Origin of the sequence: Vibrio sp. NFR (assembly GCF_027587095.1) — a bacterium.
Classification (GTDB): Bacteria; Pseudomonadota; Gammaproteobacteria; order Enterobacterales; family Vibrionaceae; genus Vibrio; species Vibrio harveyi.
Window position 1 is genome coordinate 451,104 of sequence record NZ_JAPPTN010000001.1, and the last position, 14,521, is coordinate 465,624.

Sequence of the window (14,521 nt, forward strand, 5' to 3'; positions counted from 1 at the left end):
CTATGAAAAATCCCACGGTCAATACCGTGGGATTTTTTTGTTTATGGTGTCATTAATCGAGCCACAAACGATCTTTATCATTCCAAGGAACTTGCAGTGAACGATTCTGAAAGTGCGCCATGACGGATGTTTGCGCTGCTTTGAAAACGTTGCAGTAGAGCGCGTTGCTAAACCATTCAGCCCAGAGAATGACAAAAAGCCATGAATAACACCCAGATAACGCTTGCAGTGTGCTCCCACGCCTTGAGCTGTAGTCATCGATAATCATCACGCCGTGGGCCATGTTCTGCGGTGATAATGGTTGTTCTGGGTAGTTCACCGATGGTTTGTAACGAAGGGCAAAGCTTCCCATTAACTTGGAATTCTTCAACTAGTACTCAAAAACCAGTCTCAAGATAATCGGTCACTCTTTAACTGTAAAAAGAAAATATCCGCGGAATAATGTACAAACATAATGTCATGTCTATACCCAAGTAACCTTGTGATGCTTGATTTAGTGAGAATGACTTGGTTTGTAGACGTGGCGGTGATTTAAAGGTTTCGTAGAGTTCAATCAATAATCGCCAACAAAGTATACAAGCCAATCCACTTACCATTTGCCAAGAATATCCGTTGGGGGCGTGTCATGAACTCGGTTTTTTATTAAACCAATGGCGGTGTCAAACCACTTGGACAAACCTTGTTATCGCACGGTGTTCTAATCTTTGCATATTTTTGGTAAACAGGGAGTCGATGGCAACATTCTGAATCCTGCATCTTGAAGCTGCTTGAGTACATATACAGTTTGAACGTGGGGTGTGGATCTCAAAGAGGGAGAAGGAGTGAATTTAAGAGGAGAAAAGAAAGCACAAAAAAAGCCTTGCTACGGGGTTAGCAAGGCTTTGGAAGCGCAGTTGAGTAAGGTATTAACCTTCTAGCTCTGCGAAGTAATCAAAGATCACTGGTACGTCGTTTTGACCAAGACCTTGGTCCACTGCAGCTTGTAGGCTCTTAGAAGTCCCTTCTGCGATAAGAGACTCAGTGCCTAGGTCTTTTACCATCTCTAAGAAGTAACCAAGGTCTTTGTTTGCGTTTGCAATAGAGAAACCAAGCTTTTCTTCGCCATCTACAGCGTAGAACTTACAGAACTGCATGAATGGTGAGTTTGATGGACCAGCTGACATGATGTCGAATAGTTGTTGACCATCAACGCCAGCACGTTTAGCAACCGCAAATGCCTGAGACATGGTCGCTACTGTTGTCATACCCATGAAGTTGTTTACTAGCTTAGTCACATGACCAGAACCTAGCGCACCAAGGTGGAATACGTTTTCACCTTGATCGTCCAGTACAGGCTTCACCTTGTTGAATGTTTCGATGTCACCTGCAGCCATGATGTTCAAAAGACCATCTTTTGCGTGAGCAGGCGTACGACCTAGAGGCGCATCGATCATACCTGCACCTTTAGCTGCAAGGTCTGCACCGATCTTACGAGTAGAAGCAGGGATAGACGTACCGAAGTCAATCAGTGTCGCGCCTTCTTGAATACCCGCTAGGATACCTTCTTCACCATAAACGATTTTCTCAACAACTTCAGATGTTGTTAGACATAGCATCACGATGTCACTTGCTTCAGCCAGTGCTTTAGGTGAGCTTGCTTCTTTTGCGCCGCGAGCAACACATGCTGCTACTGCGTCTTTATTCAGATCCATTACGTTTAGTTCGTAACCACGGTTTTGAAGGTTCTCAACCATGTTTCCACCCATCAGACCAAGGCCGATGAAACCAATGACAGGTTTTGTCATATCAAACTCCAAATATCGTATTGTATGATTATATGCTTTTATCTTAATTCCTCATTTTGAATTTGCAATCGGAAAATGAGACGAAAGGCGATTTGCCACTGGTTTTTGATAAAAATGAGAGGTTGGTTAGCCTATTGATACGATTTTTATTGGCTTTGAGTGATTTTTATGTCTTCGGAAGGAGGTCACGAAAACGAGAAGGTATAAGCAAAAAATGGGTATTTGATTGAGATACGTTTGCCTTCTGAATATGGTTAATTGTATGACAATATCGGGCGGTTAATCTTCAGTAAAAGAATCTAAGCCAAAGAGAGGAGAGAACGAGGAATAGAGAAACCAGAAATAAAAGAAAGGTAAGAAAGAGAAGAGCCATAATGTTTGGCTCTTCTCTCAATGGTTAAAGCTTGATTAAGTTAGGCGATTAAAGGTCAAAGCGGTCGTTGTTCATTACTTTTACCCACGCAGCAACAAAATCGTGCACAAACTTCTCTTTGTTGTCGTCTTGTGCGTAAACCTCGGCATAAGAGCGGAGCACGGAGTTTGAACCGAACACCAAGTCAACACGTGATGCTGTCCATCTTGTTTGACCAGAAGCTCGCTCGCGGATTTCGTATTCATTATCACTGGTTGGATGCCAGGTGTAGCTCATATCAGTGAGGTTTACGAAGAAGTCATTCGTTAACGCGCCGACATTATCAGTGAACACACCATGCGCAGCGCCGCCGTAGTTGGTACCAAGCACGCGCATGCCACCAACTAATACGGTCATTTCGACTGCGGTTAGTTGCATCAATTGGCTTCTTTCAAGCAATAGTTCTTCTGCCGTCACAACGTAATCTGATTTTAGCCAGTTACGGAATCCATCATGGATCGGCTCGAGTACATCGAAGGATTCGGCGTCAGTCATTGCATCGGTTGAGTCACCACGACCTTGGCTAAATGGCACAGAAATATTCATGCCCGCATTCGATGCTGCTTTCTCAATACCCACTCCGCCAGCAAGCACAATCAAATCCGCCATGCTGATAGGGGAGTTGTGGGTGGTGCGAATTGAATCGAGCGTGTTGAGCACTTTCTGCAATCTTTCCGGTTCGTTACCTACCCAATCTTTTTGCGGTGCAAGGCGGATACGCGCACCGTTTGCTCCACCTCGGCGGTCTGAACCACGGAATGTTCGCGCGCTGTCCCATGCGGTTGAGACTAATTCTGCGATACTTAGCTCGCTGTTAAGAATCGCCATCTTGAGTGCATCGATATTGTCTTCAGATAAGTGATAAGACACCGGTGGTACCGGATCTTGCCAAATCAAATCCTCGGCTGGCACATCAGGGCCGAGATAACGAGATTTAGGTCCTAAATCGCGGTGAGTCAGTTTAAACCAAGCTCGAGCAAAGCAATCCTCAAAGTACTTAGGGTCGTCGCGGAAACGCTCGGCGATTTTGCGGTACTCTGGGTCAAACTTCAGTGCCATATCCGCATCGGTCATCATCGGATTGCGGCGGATGCTTGGGTCTTCCACATCCACAGGCATGTCTTCTTCTTTGATGTTGATTGGTTCCCATTGCTCTGCGCCTGCTGGGCTCTTCGTTACCCACCAGTCGTAGGTGAACAACAAATGGAAGTAGCCGTTATCCCACTTGGTTGGGTTGGTTGTCCATGCGCCTTCGATGCCACTAGTGACGGTATCACGTCCTATGCCACGAGAAGTTTTATTTAGCCAACCGAAACCTTGGTCTTCAATTTCAGCGCCTTCAGGTTCAGGACCAAGTAATGAAGCGTCGCCGTTGCCGTGTGCTTTACCAACAGTGTGACCACCGGCTGTTAATGCAACGGTTTCTTCATCGTTCATTGCCATACGGGCAAATGTTACACGCATGTCGTGTGCGGTTTTGATGGGATCGGGTTTACCGTCGACCCCTTCTGGGTTTACGTAAATCAGGCCCATCATCACTGCTGCAAGCGGATTCTCAAGATCACGTTCGCCAGAGTATCGGTTGTTTTCACCGCCACTTGGTTGCAGCCACTCTTTTTCTGCGCCCCAATAAATGTCTTTTTCTGGATGCCAAATGTCTTCTCGACCGCCGGCAAAACCGAACGTCTTGAAGCCCATTGACTCATAAGCCATGTTGCCAGCAAGAATCATTAAATCCGCCCAGGATAGCTTGTTACCGTATTTTCTTTTGACCGGCCATAAAAGGCGACGGGCTTTGTCGAGGTTACCGTTATCTGGCCAACTGTTGAGGGGAGCAAAACGCTGGTTGCCTCGACTTGCACCACCACGACCATCGGCAATTCGATACGTACCTGCCGAGTGCCACGCCATCCGAATCATCAAACCACCGTAATGACCCCAATCCGCTGGCCACCAATCTTGGCTATCGGTCATCAGATCTTTCAGGTCTTTTTTGACTTCCTCTAAGTCAAGAGAGTTAAAGGCATCAGCGTAGTTGAAGTCTGCGCCCATTGGGTCAGTTTTGTGATCGTGTTGATGTAGGATATCGAGGTTGAGGGTTTTCGGCCACCAAATGAACTCTGTGGCTTGTTGGTTGGTATTCGCTCCATGCATGACAGGACATTTGGAGTGATTGTTGTTGTCGCTCATCTTTTGCTCCCTAACTGGGGTTAGTGTCCTGAAAGTTTAGTTATTGGTTAGCTATTTCGCCCTCATGGTTTGGTTATATTTTTCAAGGTTTTGGTCAAAAGATGATCGGTGTCATTCTTCTTTTGATAAACAGTATTTGATGCTAAATAACTCAAATTTTTATCCATTAAACATCTAAATAAAAGCATCCTAAAAGAAGTATCTAAACGTGATTTTTCAAAATACGTACCTTTGTAATCCATGTCGGATTTCATTGAACTTGTTCTAAGGTCATCACATTTCTAGGGCTAAGTGGTTTAAGTTTGTGCCAAAAATCGTAACGCTGTGTGCAACAGAGTGAGCTGAGGGGTATTCGCAGTATTGGCTCACCGAAAAGGATTGATTACTGTCCCATTGATTACGAGTACTGAGCCGAGCGATAGCTCACGTAAATTGAGAGTCGAGAAACAAAGGATGAGAAGTAAACAGAACAAAGCGGTATTACTCGCGTTTGTGTCAGGGAGTGTATTTGGCGCGGCGCTCGTTATCGCTATGTATATTCAAATTTGATGCGTGTATGGCAAAGCCACCAAAATTGAAAAATCAAATTGTGCAAGGAGTAGGGTTGTTTTCAGCCCTGCTCCTTGTTAGTTTTAAAAACATGAAAACGACATTTACTCCTTCATCAAACTTCTTCTGGTGGCGCTCTAATTAGAGCGGCGCGGAATCTTTACATTCTTACGCTGCTGGACGGTAGCTGAGAATGTCATGTCTTTTTTATCTCCAGTAGCGATCTATTTTTCTTTGGAGATAAGTTATGAACACCTCACACGATACTCAAGAACGCGAAATCATTTTAACTGGTGATCGAGCTACAGGTCCTTTGCATCTGGGTCATTACGTTGGTTCACTACAACAACGTGTTGCTCTACAAACTCAACATGAGCAAACCATTTTGGTTGCCGATATGCAGGGCTTAACCGATAACGCGCATAATCCCTCTAAGGTCTCGTCTAACATTTTAAATGTGGTCGCGGATTACCTTGCCGTCGGGATTGACCCAACCCAAACTACCATTTGTTTGCAGTCTCAAGTCCCGGCTCTTGCCGAGTTGACTATGTACTACAGTAACTTGGTTTCTATCGCACGCTTGGAGCGTAACCCGACGGTGAAAAATGAAATTCAAAGCAAAGGGTTTGAGCGTTCCATTCCGGCTGGGTTTCTGACTTACCCAATTTCTCAAGCCGCGGACATCACAGGTTTTCACGCGACTCTCGTGCCTGTCGGAGATGACCAATTACCGATGCTAGAACAGACCAATGAGATCGTTAGAAAGATAAATCACCTTGGCGGAAAAGCCATCTTGAAAGAGTGTCGTCCATTGCTCAGTGACGCACCACGCTTGCCAAGCACTGACGGTAAAAACAAGATGTCAAAAAGCATGGGCAATGCAATCAACCTTGGAGCAACAGAGAAAGAAATCTCTGCGGCAGTGAAATCGATGTACACCGACCCAAACCACCTACGCATTGAAGACCCAGGTCAGGTTGAAGGAAATATTGTATTCACATACCTTGATGCGTTTCATACCGACAAAGATTATGTAGAAGAACTCAAAATGCTTTACCGCCGTGGTGGATTAGGCGATGGAACAACCAAGAAAGTATTGGAAGAGTGTCTGCAAGAGATGCTTCGTCCTATTCGAGAAAAACGCGCCATGTTCCTTGATGATAAAGCACAGCTTATCGACATCCTAAAACAAGGCAGTCAGCTTTCCCGTGAGAAAACCGAGCAAGTGTTGTTTGATGTGAAAGGAGTGTTTGGTTTGAATCTGTTCTGAGACGACCATCGAATACCTACCTCGCTAAACGAATTCAATTTGGGCTACGGTGACAGATTATTTCGTTAAAGGCACAACGTTTTTCATGGCGTTGTGTCTTTTTCTTCTCTCATTTTTTGTTGAATTTTATTGATAATAATTCTCATTACATTATTTTAATGGTCTCAAATACACATATTGTTGCGGAGACCAACATGGAACACACGGATATTACTCAACTGCTTATTCCAAAAAGTGATTGGGCGGCGCCTGACCTCTTTCTCTATGAAGGTGAAGATAAACTTCGTCTGAGTTTAGAAGGGGCGATTCAATTTAGTGGATTAAATAGCATTGGTGGTGTGGTACTGGGCTTTAGAATGATCCAGTATGCAGTGCAATTAGCGGCGGGTGATCAGTCTTTGCAACGTGATGGCATCAGTGTGTATACCGCTTTTCCGGGGCGTGGTGCACAAGATGCATTTGAGTACACGTGTCGTGCGTTACGTGATAAGCGTTATTGTTGCGATACGACGTTGCATCACCCAGCGGCGCAGACAGGACAACGTGGTCAGTTCTTATTTACGATTCGTTTGAATGAACAATCTATGGTGATGACACCAGCAAATGGTTTACCAAGGAAAAGCTATTTTGAAGCAGATCGTCACTCGCAAGACAGCCGAGAAGCAGCACTGAAATGGCGTGATGAGAAGATTAATTTTGCGAACACGCTTCTAAGTTTGCCACCAGAAGAGTGCTTGCGCGTGCTGTAACTCTTGAGTTGTACCAACAGAATGAATAACAAAAGGTCGCTTTAAGTGAGCGACCTTCTTGTATCAAGCATTCGCGGGAACCAGATTCCTAGTCGCGCCTAGGCTTGCTGGAATGACCTAGTTTAAGTTTTGAGCGAGTACGGAATCTCTTGGTTATCCTTATTTCTTAATAAACAAGTGAGCGATTAACCCGCGAAGAACTCACGGCGAAAATCGGCTACCGCTTGTTGATAATAACGTTGCCAATCCGAGTCCGACAAACCCGCGTGACTGGTGGCTCTTTGCGTTGCTAATTTAGATTCAAGCTGTTGCAACTCGCTCTGATAATCGCGCACTTGCCGCTTTTGCTGCGCGACCTGTTGCTCACGAGCGTGTATCTCCTCACTCTCTTGCTCAGAAAGGTAAGTTTGTTGAAGCTTCTCAACCAAAGCCTTGCGCTCCGCATGACCCATGTCTTTCGGTATCAGTTCAACAGCGCGTTCATATTTCGCTTGTTCGCCGACCAATCCCAATGCTTCTTGATTGCCTTGCCAATCTTGGACTAACTTCTCAAAGGTTTGCACATAGTCTTGAGGTGAAGTCGAATCCAACTGCTCTGCCTGCAAACTGAAGTCATAGAGTGCAAACTCATCGGCAAAAATTACGTCTGCTAGTTCCCCCCATATCTTCCTCGCTTCTGCCTTGAGAAGTGCGATGCGAGAGGCAAGAGGCTGATGCTCATCAAACATTAAATTACCAACACTTTGTTGCCATAAGCTATTGAGCTGGTGGTAATTCGCCAGCAGAGCAAAACGTTCTTCTGCCATGTAGCTCTCTAACTCAGCAAGCTTGGATTCACAGTTATGGTCGGACATACATGAGTGCCAAAACGCTTCTATCTCATCCTTTAATACTCTGCCTTTGGCATCACTTAACCGTCCTGCAATTGCTTTGAGTGGAGAGGGGGTATCCTTCGCTTTTGGTACGATTGTTTTGTTTGCAGTTTGATTGGTTGTGGAAGACGTAGATGCAGCGACTTGGGGATTCGTCGCACTCTCCAATACGGAAGAAAACGGCAGAAAGCTCTCGCTCTTTTCGCCTTTGCTTGAGAACCAAATCGTGCCCGCCACAACGGCGGACACAGTAACTAACGCAATACGCTTCATGGTTTGATCACAGCGCTAACAGGGAAGTGATCCGACAGATTGTAATGCTTCCACAAACTCTCCGCTGTTGAGCGTGGAATGTCGACACGGTTATCGTTAAACGACTTCACGCCATATTCATTACTCACCATTACATAATCTAGATATTCCACATATTCACCCCCGGATAGGGCTTCTCCAGCAAAGTTGTTGATGCGAGGATCAAACGTCGAAGCGGTATAACCAGAGTATTGCGGTTCTATCGCGCTTAGGTTGGCGATCATTTGCTGGTAATCGCCAGGGAACTTCAATTTGTTCACATTGAAATCGCCGCTGTAAACCACCGTTTCATTGCTCGGAATATTGAGAGATTGCGCCATTGTGCGCATTTGCTTGAACTGACGCTGTCGGTATTCGCGTGCAGTATCAGTATCGAAAGAGGCTGTATGCGTAGCGAATACGTGATATGCCTGACCACCTTTAATGATCTCTGCGTAATTCACTCCTTTGTCTGCGAAGCAATCTGTTCCGGAGCAATCTGGGAAGACGTATTGAGCCTGATTAACGATAGGGTAACGGCTCACAATGATCACGCCACCGTCGTAAATGTTGAAGCCATCTTTATCCAGCATCTTAGTTTGGTAAGGATATTCTTTGGCGAGTTCGCGTAAGAAAGCATCGCGACCACTGGCAAACACTTCTTGCAGTGCTAACACGTCATAACCTTTGACATAATCGGGAATGAGTTCAAAACGGTCACCAATATGTGAAGCAATTGCAGGCAGCGCCCAAATGTTATAAGTCATCAACTTGAGATTTTGTTCATCAGTATCGACGACTTCATCGATTTTGTTTGGAGTAATGGTGTAGTACAAATCGTCATAGCGCGCAGTGCTTGCGGATTTAAAAGCCAATTCAGAAGGGCGAGACCCAAAGGCACTAGTGCTAGAACGGTGAATATTACGATCATCTTTCAGCGTTAAATCCACATCTGCTGCAGATAAACCGTACTCAATGGTCGAGTTGTACCAATGACCTTCCATGACTTGGTTAAGCGTAACGCTTTCACCTTGCGGGTTAGACACCACAGTCTCGAAGCGATAATTCTGACCAGACTTAACCCCTTCCCAGCGGTTAAAGCTGAGTACGGATTTGGTTTCCCAAGGACCAAGCACTTGCACATGTTGCTGCCATTCCTCTCCGTATTTCAGTAAATCGCTGCCTTCGTGCTTCACTTGAATGGTTAACGGTTGGTCCGAGTTATTAGTGAGGTATACGTCCGTATCTGCCAAGCTTGGTAATGCCACTAAACCGCTTAGCAAAAGACTCCACTGCGTAAATTTCATCTTGTTTATCCATAAGTTGTGTTAGAGCAATAATTCTTATTTATAAATATGACTAGCACGTTAAATATGGATGACAGATTATCTTTTGACCGAATTTGTTGATGAGTTGTGATCCAGATTCCAAGTGGAAATTGGAAAATATGAGGTGACCGAATCAGACATTTATTAAGCACTTGTTAAACAACAATTATTTCTTATCTTTATTGTTCGATGGTACCTATCGCTTTTATTGATGCAACCGATTAGACGTTGACAGGTTAGGTTGTAATAATCCCGCAAACCATTCTGTTTCGCATAATAAAGTATTGAACTTAACCTTCTGATTCCACTGCTTATTCAAACTCAAATATGTGATCGGGATAGCGTATAGAACATGCCTGTGATGAATTCTCATTTAGTTTGGAATTTTTGTCAGAACAACAAGGTCTGTTCTCTTTCGCACAAAATTAAAATGAGAGGTAACCAGCGAAGTTGCCTCACTTATCTCGTTTGCTATCAGGAGAACGAAATGCAGTCCCTTGCTCAGTTAAAAGTGAGAACCCGTTTGGCGCTTGGCTTCGGTACATTAGTGGCGCTTATGGCGATACTTACGGTTGTCGGAATTCAGAAAGTTAACTTTATTGATATGACCTTATCTGAGGTTACGGATGTCAACTCTGTGAAGCAGCGCTATGCCATTAACTATCGAGGTAGTGTTCATGACCGTGCGATTGCAATTAGAGATGTTGCAATGGCGCGAAATGTGGAAGAAATGCGCGCCTTTGAAGAGGAAATCAAACGTCTGGAAGCGTTTTATCGCGAGTCTGAACAACAGATGCAAAGCATGATGGCAAGTGATGTTCCTTTTACCGCTAAAGAACGCGAGATATTGCAACGTATCGATGACATCCAAGCGAAAACACTTCCTCTCGTTCAAGAAGTTATCGCTAAAAAAGAAAACGGCAAACCGGTCACGGATTTACTTTTGGAGCAAGTCCGCCCTAACTTTGCGATGTGGCTAAAGGTGATCAACGAGTTTATTGATTACCAAGAAACGTTGAACCAGAAATTGACGCCAGTAGCGCGAGAGCAAGCAAGTGGCTTCCAAAGCTTAATGCTTGCTCTAAGTGGAATTGCTTTGCTGATTTCAATCTTAGTTGGTTTTGTTATTGAGCGTAGCTTCCGACGCTCTCTAGGTGGCGAGCCATTTGAGGCACAACGCGCGATTCAAACAATGGCAAAAGGTGAGTTAACCCAAGATCATAGCGACAGCGCACAAGGCAGCATTTTGCATTCTCTGTCTTTGATGTCAGAAAAGCTCAGCTCGATTGTCAGCAATATTCGTGGCGCTTCTGAGCAATTAGCAGAGCAAGTCGAAGAAGTCTCTCGTGGTTCTCGTTCGGTATTTGATACCGCTCAACAGCAAGCGTCTCTTACGGATCAAATGGCGATCAGATTAGAAACCATGCATGCGAGTATCGATGAGATAGCCAAGATCGTAAATTTATCGGAGCAAAACTCAGTTAACACATCAGAGAATGCTCGTGATGGTCGCGAACGCATTGCTGCTGTGGCAGAACAAATGTTATCCGTTACTGCAGCCGTAAATGGCACAGTAGGGCAGGTGAAGGCACTTGAGACAAAAACGCGTGAAATTGGTGGCATCGTGAATATGATCAGTGACATCTCTGAGCAAACTAACTTGTTGGCACTTAATGCTGCAATTGAAGCTGCGCGGGCGGGTGAATCTGGACGCGGTTTTGCAGTCGTTGCTGATGAGGTAAGAAACCTCGCTAAGCGTACGGGGGAAGCCACTACTCAGATTGAGAAGATGCTGAAAGAGGTTCAAGCCCAGACGGTCGCAAGTGTGAACGCGATGGAAAGCACGCAACCACAAGTGGAAAGTTGTCAAAGGAACACAGAAGAGGCGACGCATTTATTGGTTAGCATTGAGAAACAAGCGCAGGATTCCCTTGATCGAGTGCGTGATATTGTGACTGCCACAGAAGAACAAGTTCAAGTTGTGAGTGAGCTTGTCGTGGCGATGGATCAGATTTCCAGCATGTCGAAAGAATCGATTGACTCGATGAAAAACAATGATGTCGCAAGCCAGAATCTGAACGCACTTTCTAATAAGCTCAAACAAGAAGTGGCTTATTTTAAAGTTTAAAATCTGATTGCGACCTGTAAAAAAGCTCAGTGAGGATTCTTGCTGAGCTTTTTTATTTGAATTCATAAGTTTATCAATGTTTTGTAAAACGTTTTCGTTTAAATATTTCTGAACTAACTTCATAAAAAGTTATGCTATCAATTGCACTTAATTGTGCAAGGGGAATATAAATCACCGCTCAAACATATAACTAATTAATGAGTGTTGTTATGTCTCATACCCGTCTATTCCCACGTCATCGCTTGGCGCTAGCTTGCATGCTTGCCAGTGTTTCCAGTTTCTCATTTGCCCAAGAACAATGTGATGTTGCTGATCTTCAGCACGCGGTTGATCTTGCTTCCGCAGTGTCTGCTGCCGACTATCACTGTTACAGCTCTTGGTTTTCTGCTCCTGCTGACTCGTTAAATGATATTTACACCGAAGCGAGCTTGAGTCGCATTCAAACTGTATTAAATCAAGAAATTGCTCGTTACCGAGGTGACGCCGAGCAAGCGCGTAAGTTAGAAAACTTGGGTGAATTTGTGCGTGCTGCTTACTACATACGCTATAACGCGCAGCAACCGAATTTCTCTCAAGCTCTGAGCCAACGCTTTGCGCAGTCAATAAATGCGTTTCTTGCTAACCCACACGCGCTTGATCAAGGTCGCGAACAAGTGGGTGCGATGAAGAGTTTGACCTTAATGGTCGACAACGTAAGACAATTACCGTTGACCATGGATGCTCAGCTCACTGCTCTTCGTCACTTTAATCGCGAGACGGCAAAAGATACGCAGTGGGTGGCTGGGCTGAACAATCTATTCCGCGCCATGGCAGGGCATGCGTCGAAGGATGATTTTTATCGTTACATGGCAAGTCACACACAGCACATCGATACCTTAGCTGCCTTTGCTCGTGATAACGCTTGGGCGCTTGATACTGATGCTAGCTTCCTCGTGTACAACGCGATACGTGAAACTGGTCGTTTGCTAGCAAGTCCGGATAAAGCGACTAAAGAAAAAGCACTACGTGTAATGCAGCAAGTGATGGTGCAAAACCCGTTGGGTAGCAAACACGACAAACTTTGGTTAGCGGCGGTTGAGATGATGAGCTATTACGCGCCGGAAGGGTTGAATGGTCTCGATTTAGACCAAGCAAAACATGATTTAGCTGCGCGTGTTTTACCGAATCGTCATGAGTGCGATGGTCCTGCAATTATTCGCTCACAAGATCTGACCCAAGCTCAGGCGATAGAAGCATGTGGCGTGCTTTCTGCCAAAGAAGCGGACTTTCACCAAGTTGCGAATACCGGGAATCAGCCAGTGGCAGATGACCATAACGAACGGGTAGAAGTGGCGGTGTTTGCTAATAATGGCAGCTACGTAGATTATTCATCTTTCTTATTTGGCAACACAACTGATAATGGTGGACAGTACCTAGAAGGTAACCCATCAGAAGCCGGCAATGTGGCGCGCTTTGTCGCTTATCGTTACGCCAATGGTGATGAGCTTTCTATTCTCAATCTAGAGCATGAGTACACCCATTATCTGGATGCGAGATTCAACCAATACGGTTCGTTTAGCGAAAACTTGGCACATGGCTATGTTGTTTGGTGGTTAGAAGGTTTCGCTGAATACATGCATTACAAACAAGGCTATGACGCAGCGATTGGTTTGATTGATAATGGAAAGATGAGTTTGTCGGATGTGTTTGCAACCACTTACTCTCATGATTCCAACCGTATTTATCGCTGGGGTTACCTAGCCGTGCGTTTTATGTTGGAAGAGCATCCTCAGGAAGTGGACACTCTGCTGGCGCTTTCGCGTGCTGGTAAGTTTAAGCAATGGGCGCAGCAAGTGCAGGTATTAGGTCAGCAATACAACGGCGAGTTTGACCGCTGGTTAGATTCTGTTGCTAACCAACCAGAGCAGCCAGACCCAAATCCAGATACCAAGCCAGACGAGCCGACAGACCCTTCTGATCAAGTCACGGCGCTAGCGACCAACCAAAGCGTGGTAATTAGTGGGGAAGCATACAGTGAGCAATTGTTCTATGTTGACGTTCCAGAGAAGAGCACACACTTTGAAGTCGCGTTGCAAGGTGAGAATCAAGGTGATGCAGACCTTTACATGAGCTTTGAGAAAGAAGCGCATTACTACGATTTTGAATTCAGCCAGTACGCAGATGGTAGTAATGAGGTAGTCACCTTTGATACCGAACCTTCTGGCTACATTAAACCTGGTCGATACTACATCAGCATTGCTGGTCGTACTGAATTTAATGCTGTGACTCTGGTTGCGACGCTAGAGACAGAAGCACAAACACCCCCAACACAAGAACAAGATGATTTAGCGCCTGTAGTGTTGGAATCGGGTCAGGCAAAGACCTTAACCGTGCATCAACAACGTTACGCTGCGGTATATGTTCCGCAAGGCGTAAAAGAAGTTCGCGTATGGTTAAGTGATAAAAACAACAATGACGAAAATGGCAATGTTGACCTCTACGCTAGCCGAGCGTACTGGCCGACAGTAGAACAGCACGAATATGCATCAAACTACTGGGGCAGCAATGAATATCTGCAAATTCCAGTTACCGAAGCTGGTTACTTGCATTTCTCATTAAATGCCAAGCAGCAAGGGGATGATGTCGAGATGCTGGTGTATTTTTACTGAACTATCCCAAGTAACCTCGAGATGCTAGGTTCAGTGAGAATGACTTGGTTTGTAGACGCGGCGGCGATTTAGCGATCTAGTCACTTTAAATTAAGCCAAAGCCGGACGTAGTTGTCCGGCTTTTTCGTATCAAGATTCTGAGCTTCTATATTTCTTCGGCAGAGTAGGTGAGTGGTTCTGCGATGTACGTTTACTTTGTCTGCTTCTGTTACTATCGATATCTCTTTATATCCTCTACGAGCAGCTGACATTGCTTGTCTAGCTATATCGATTGTCTAGTTATGATGATTAAAAACAATC

9 protein-coding genes are annotated in these 14,521 nt (G+C 45.0%); 4 read left to right on the top strand and 5 right to left on the bottom strand.

Annotation, left to right across the window (positions count from 1 at the left end):
- Positions 1-52: 52 nt before the first annotated feature.
- The 3 genes from OH463_RS02025 to katG all read right to left on the bottom strand — a co-directional run bounded on the left by OH463_RS02025 (position 53) and on the right by katG (position 4,386).
- The gene (locus OH463_RS02025; RefSeq protein WP_269990385.1) at positions 53-370 is read right to left on the bottom strand and encodes a lipase; all 318 of its coding nucleotides are present in this window, start codon (positions 368-370) and stop codon (positions 53-55) included.
- Positions 371-905: 535 nt separating this feature from the next.
- Positions 906-1,784 (bottom strand): NAD(P)-dependent oxidoreductase, encoded by an 879-nt coding sequence (locus tag OH463_RS02030; protein ID WP_045488142.1) that lies wholly within the window; start codon positions 1,782-1,784, stop codon positions 906-908.
- A gap of 421 nt (positions 1,785-2,205) precedes the next feature.
- Positions 2,206-4,386 carry a catalase/peroxidase HPI gene (katG, locus tag OH463_RS02035; protein ID WP_269990387.1) on the bottom strand — a complete coding sequence of 727 codons (2,181 nt, stop codon included), beginning with the start codon at positions 4,384-4,386 and terminating at the stop codon, positions 2,206-2,208.
- Between the two features lie 796 nt (positions 4,387-5,182).
- On the opposite strand from katG, the gene trpS reads away from it, so the two are divergent.
- Positions 5,183-6,205: a tryptophan--tRNA ligase gene (trpS, locus tag OH463_RS02040; RefSeq protein WP_009698207.1), complete on the top strand. Its 1,023-nt coding sequence runs from the start codon at positions 5,183-5,185 to the stop codon at positions 6,203-6,205.
- Positions 6,206-6,399: 194 nt separating this feature from the next.
- Positions 6,400-6,954 carry a hypothetical protein gene (locus OH463_RS02045; RefSeq protein ID WP_009699822.1) on the top strand — a complete coding sequence of 185 codons (555 nt, stop codon included), beginning with the start codon at positions 6,400-6,402 and terminating at the stop codon, positions 6,952-6,954.
- Positions 6,955-7,139: 185 nt separating this feature from the next.
- Here OH463_RS02045 and OH463_RS02050 read toward each other — a convergent pair whose 3' ends face one another.
- Entirely contained in the window at positions 7,140-8,099 is a 960-nt protein-coding gene (locus tag OH463_RS02050) for a hypothetical protein (RefSeq protein WP_049535727.1), read from the bottom strand.
- Positions 8,096-9,424, bottom strand: coding sequence for a sphingomyelin phosphodiesterase (locus OH463_RS02055; RefSeq protein WP_269990389.1), 1,329 nt, complete (start codon positions 9,422-9,424; stop codon positions 8,096-8,098). The genes OH463_RS02050 and OH463_RS02055 overlap by 4 nt, the downstream gene beginning before the upstream one ends.
- A gap of 508 nt (positions 9,425-9,932) precedes the next feature.
- Between OH463_RS02055 and OH463_RS02060 the strand changes: the two genes are divergently transcribed.
- The gene (locus tag OH463_RS02060; protein ID WP_154203801.1) at positions 9,933-11,573 is read left to right on the top strand and encodes a methyl-accepting chemotaxis protein; all 1,641 of its coding nucleotides are present in this window, start codon (positions 9,933-9,935) and stop codon (positions 11,571-11,573) included.
- Between the two features lie 209 nt (positions 11,574-11,782).
- Positions 11,783-14,221 carry a M9 family metallopeptidase gene (locus tag OH463_RS02065; protein WP_269990392.1) on the top strand — a complete coding sequence of 813 codons (2,439 nt, stop codon included), beginning with the start codon at positions 11,783-11,785 and terminating at the stop codon, positions 14,219-14,221.
- Positions 14,222-14,521 lie beyond the last annotated feature (300 nt).

Excerpts from the sequence above, each read along its gene's own strand:
- OH463_RS02030 (WP_045488142.1), bottom strand. The coding sequence starts at position 1,784 with ATGACAAAACCTGTCATTGGTTTCATCGGCCTTGGTCTGATGGGTGGA.
- katG (WP_269990387.1), bottom strand. The coding sequence starts at position 4,386 with ATGAGCGACAACAACAATCACTCCAAATGTCCTGTCATGCATGGAGCG.
- trpS (WP_009698207.1), top strand. The coding sequence starts at position 5,183 with ATGAACACCTCACACGATACTCAAGAACGCGAAATCATTTTAACTGGT.
- OH463_RS02045 (WP_009699822.1), top strand. The coding sequence starts at position 6,400 with ATGGAACACACGGATATTACTCAACTGCTTATTCCAAAAAGTGATTGG.
- OH463_RS02050 (WP_049535727.1), bottom strand. The coding sequence starts at position 8,099 with ATGAAGCGTATTGCGTTAGTTACTGTGTCCGCCGTTGTGGCGGGCACG.
- OH463_RS02055 (WP_269990389.1), bottom strand. The coding sequence starts at position 9,424 with ATGAAATTTACGCAGTGGAGTCTTTTGCTAAGCGGTTTAGTGGCATTA.
- OH463_RS02060 (WP_154203801.1), top strand. The coding sequence starts at position 9,933 with ATGCAGTCCCTTGCTCAGTTAAAAGTGAGAACCCGTTTGGCGCTTGGC.
- OH463_RS02065 (WP_269990392.1), top strand. The coding sequence starts at position 11,783 with ATGTCTCATACCCGTCTATTCCCACGTCATCGCTTGGCGCTAGCTTGC.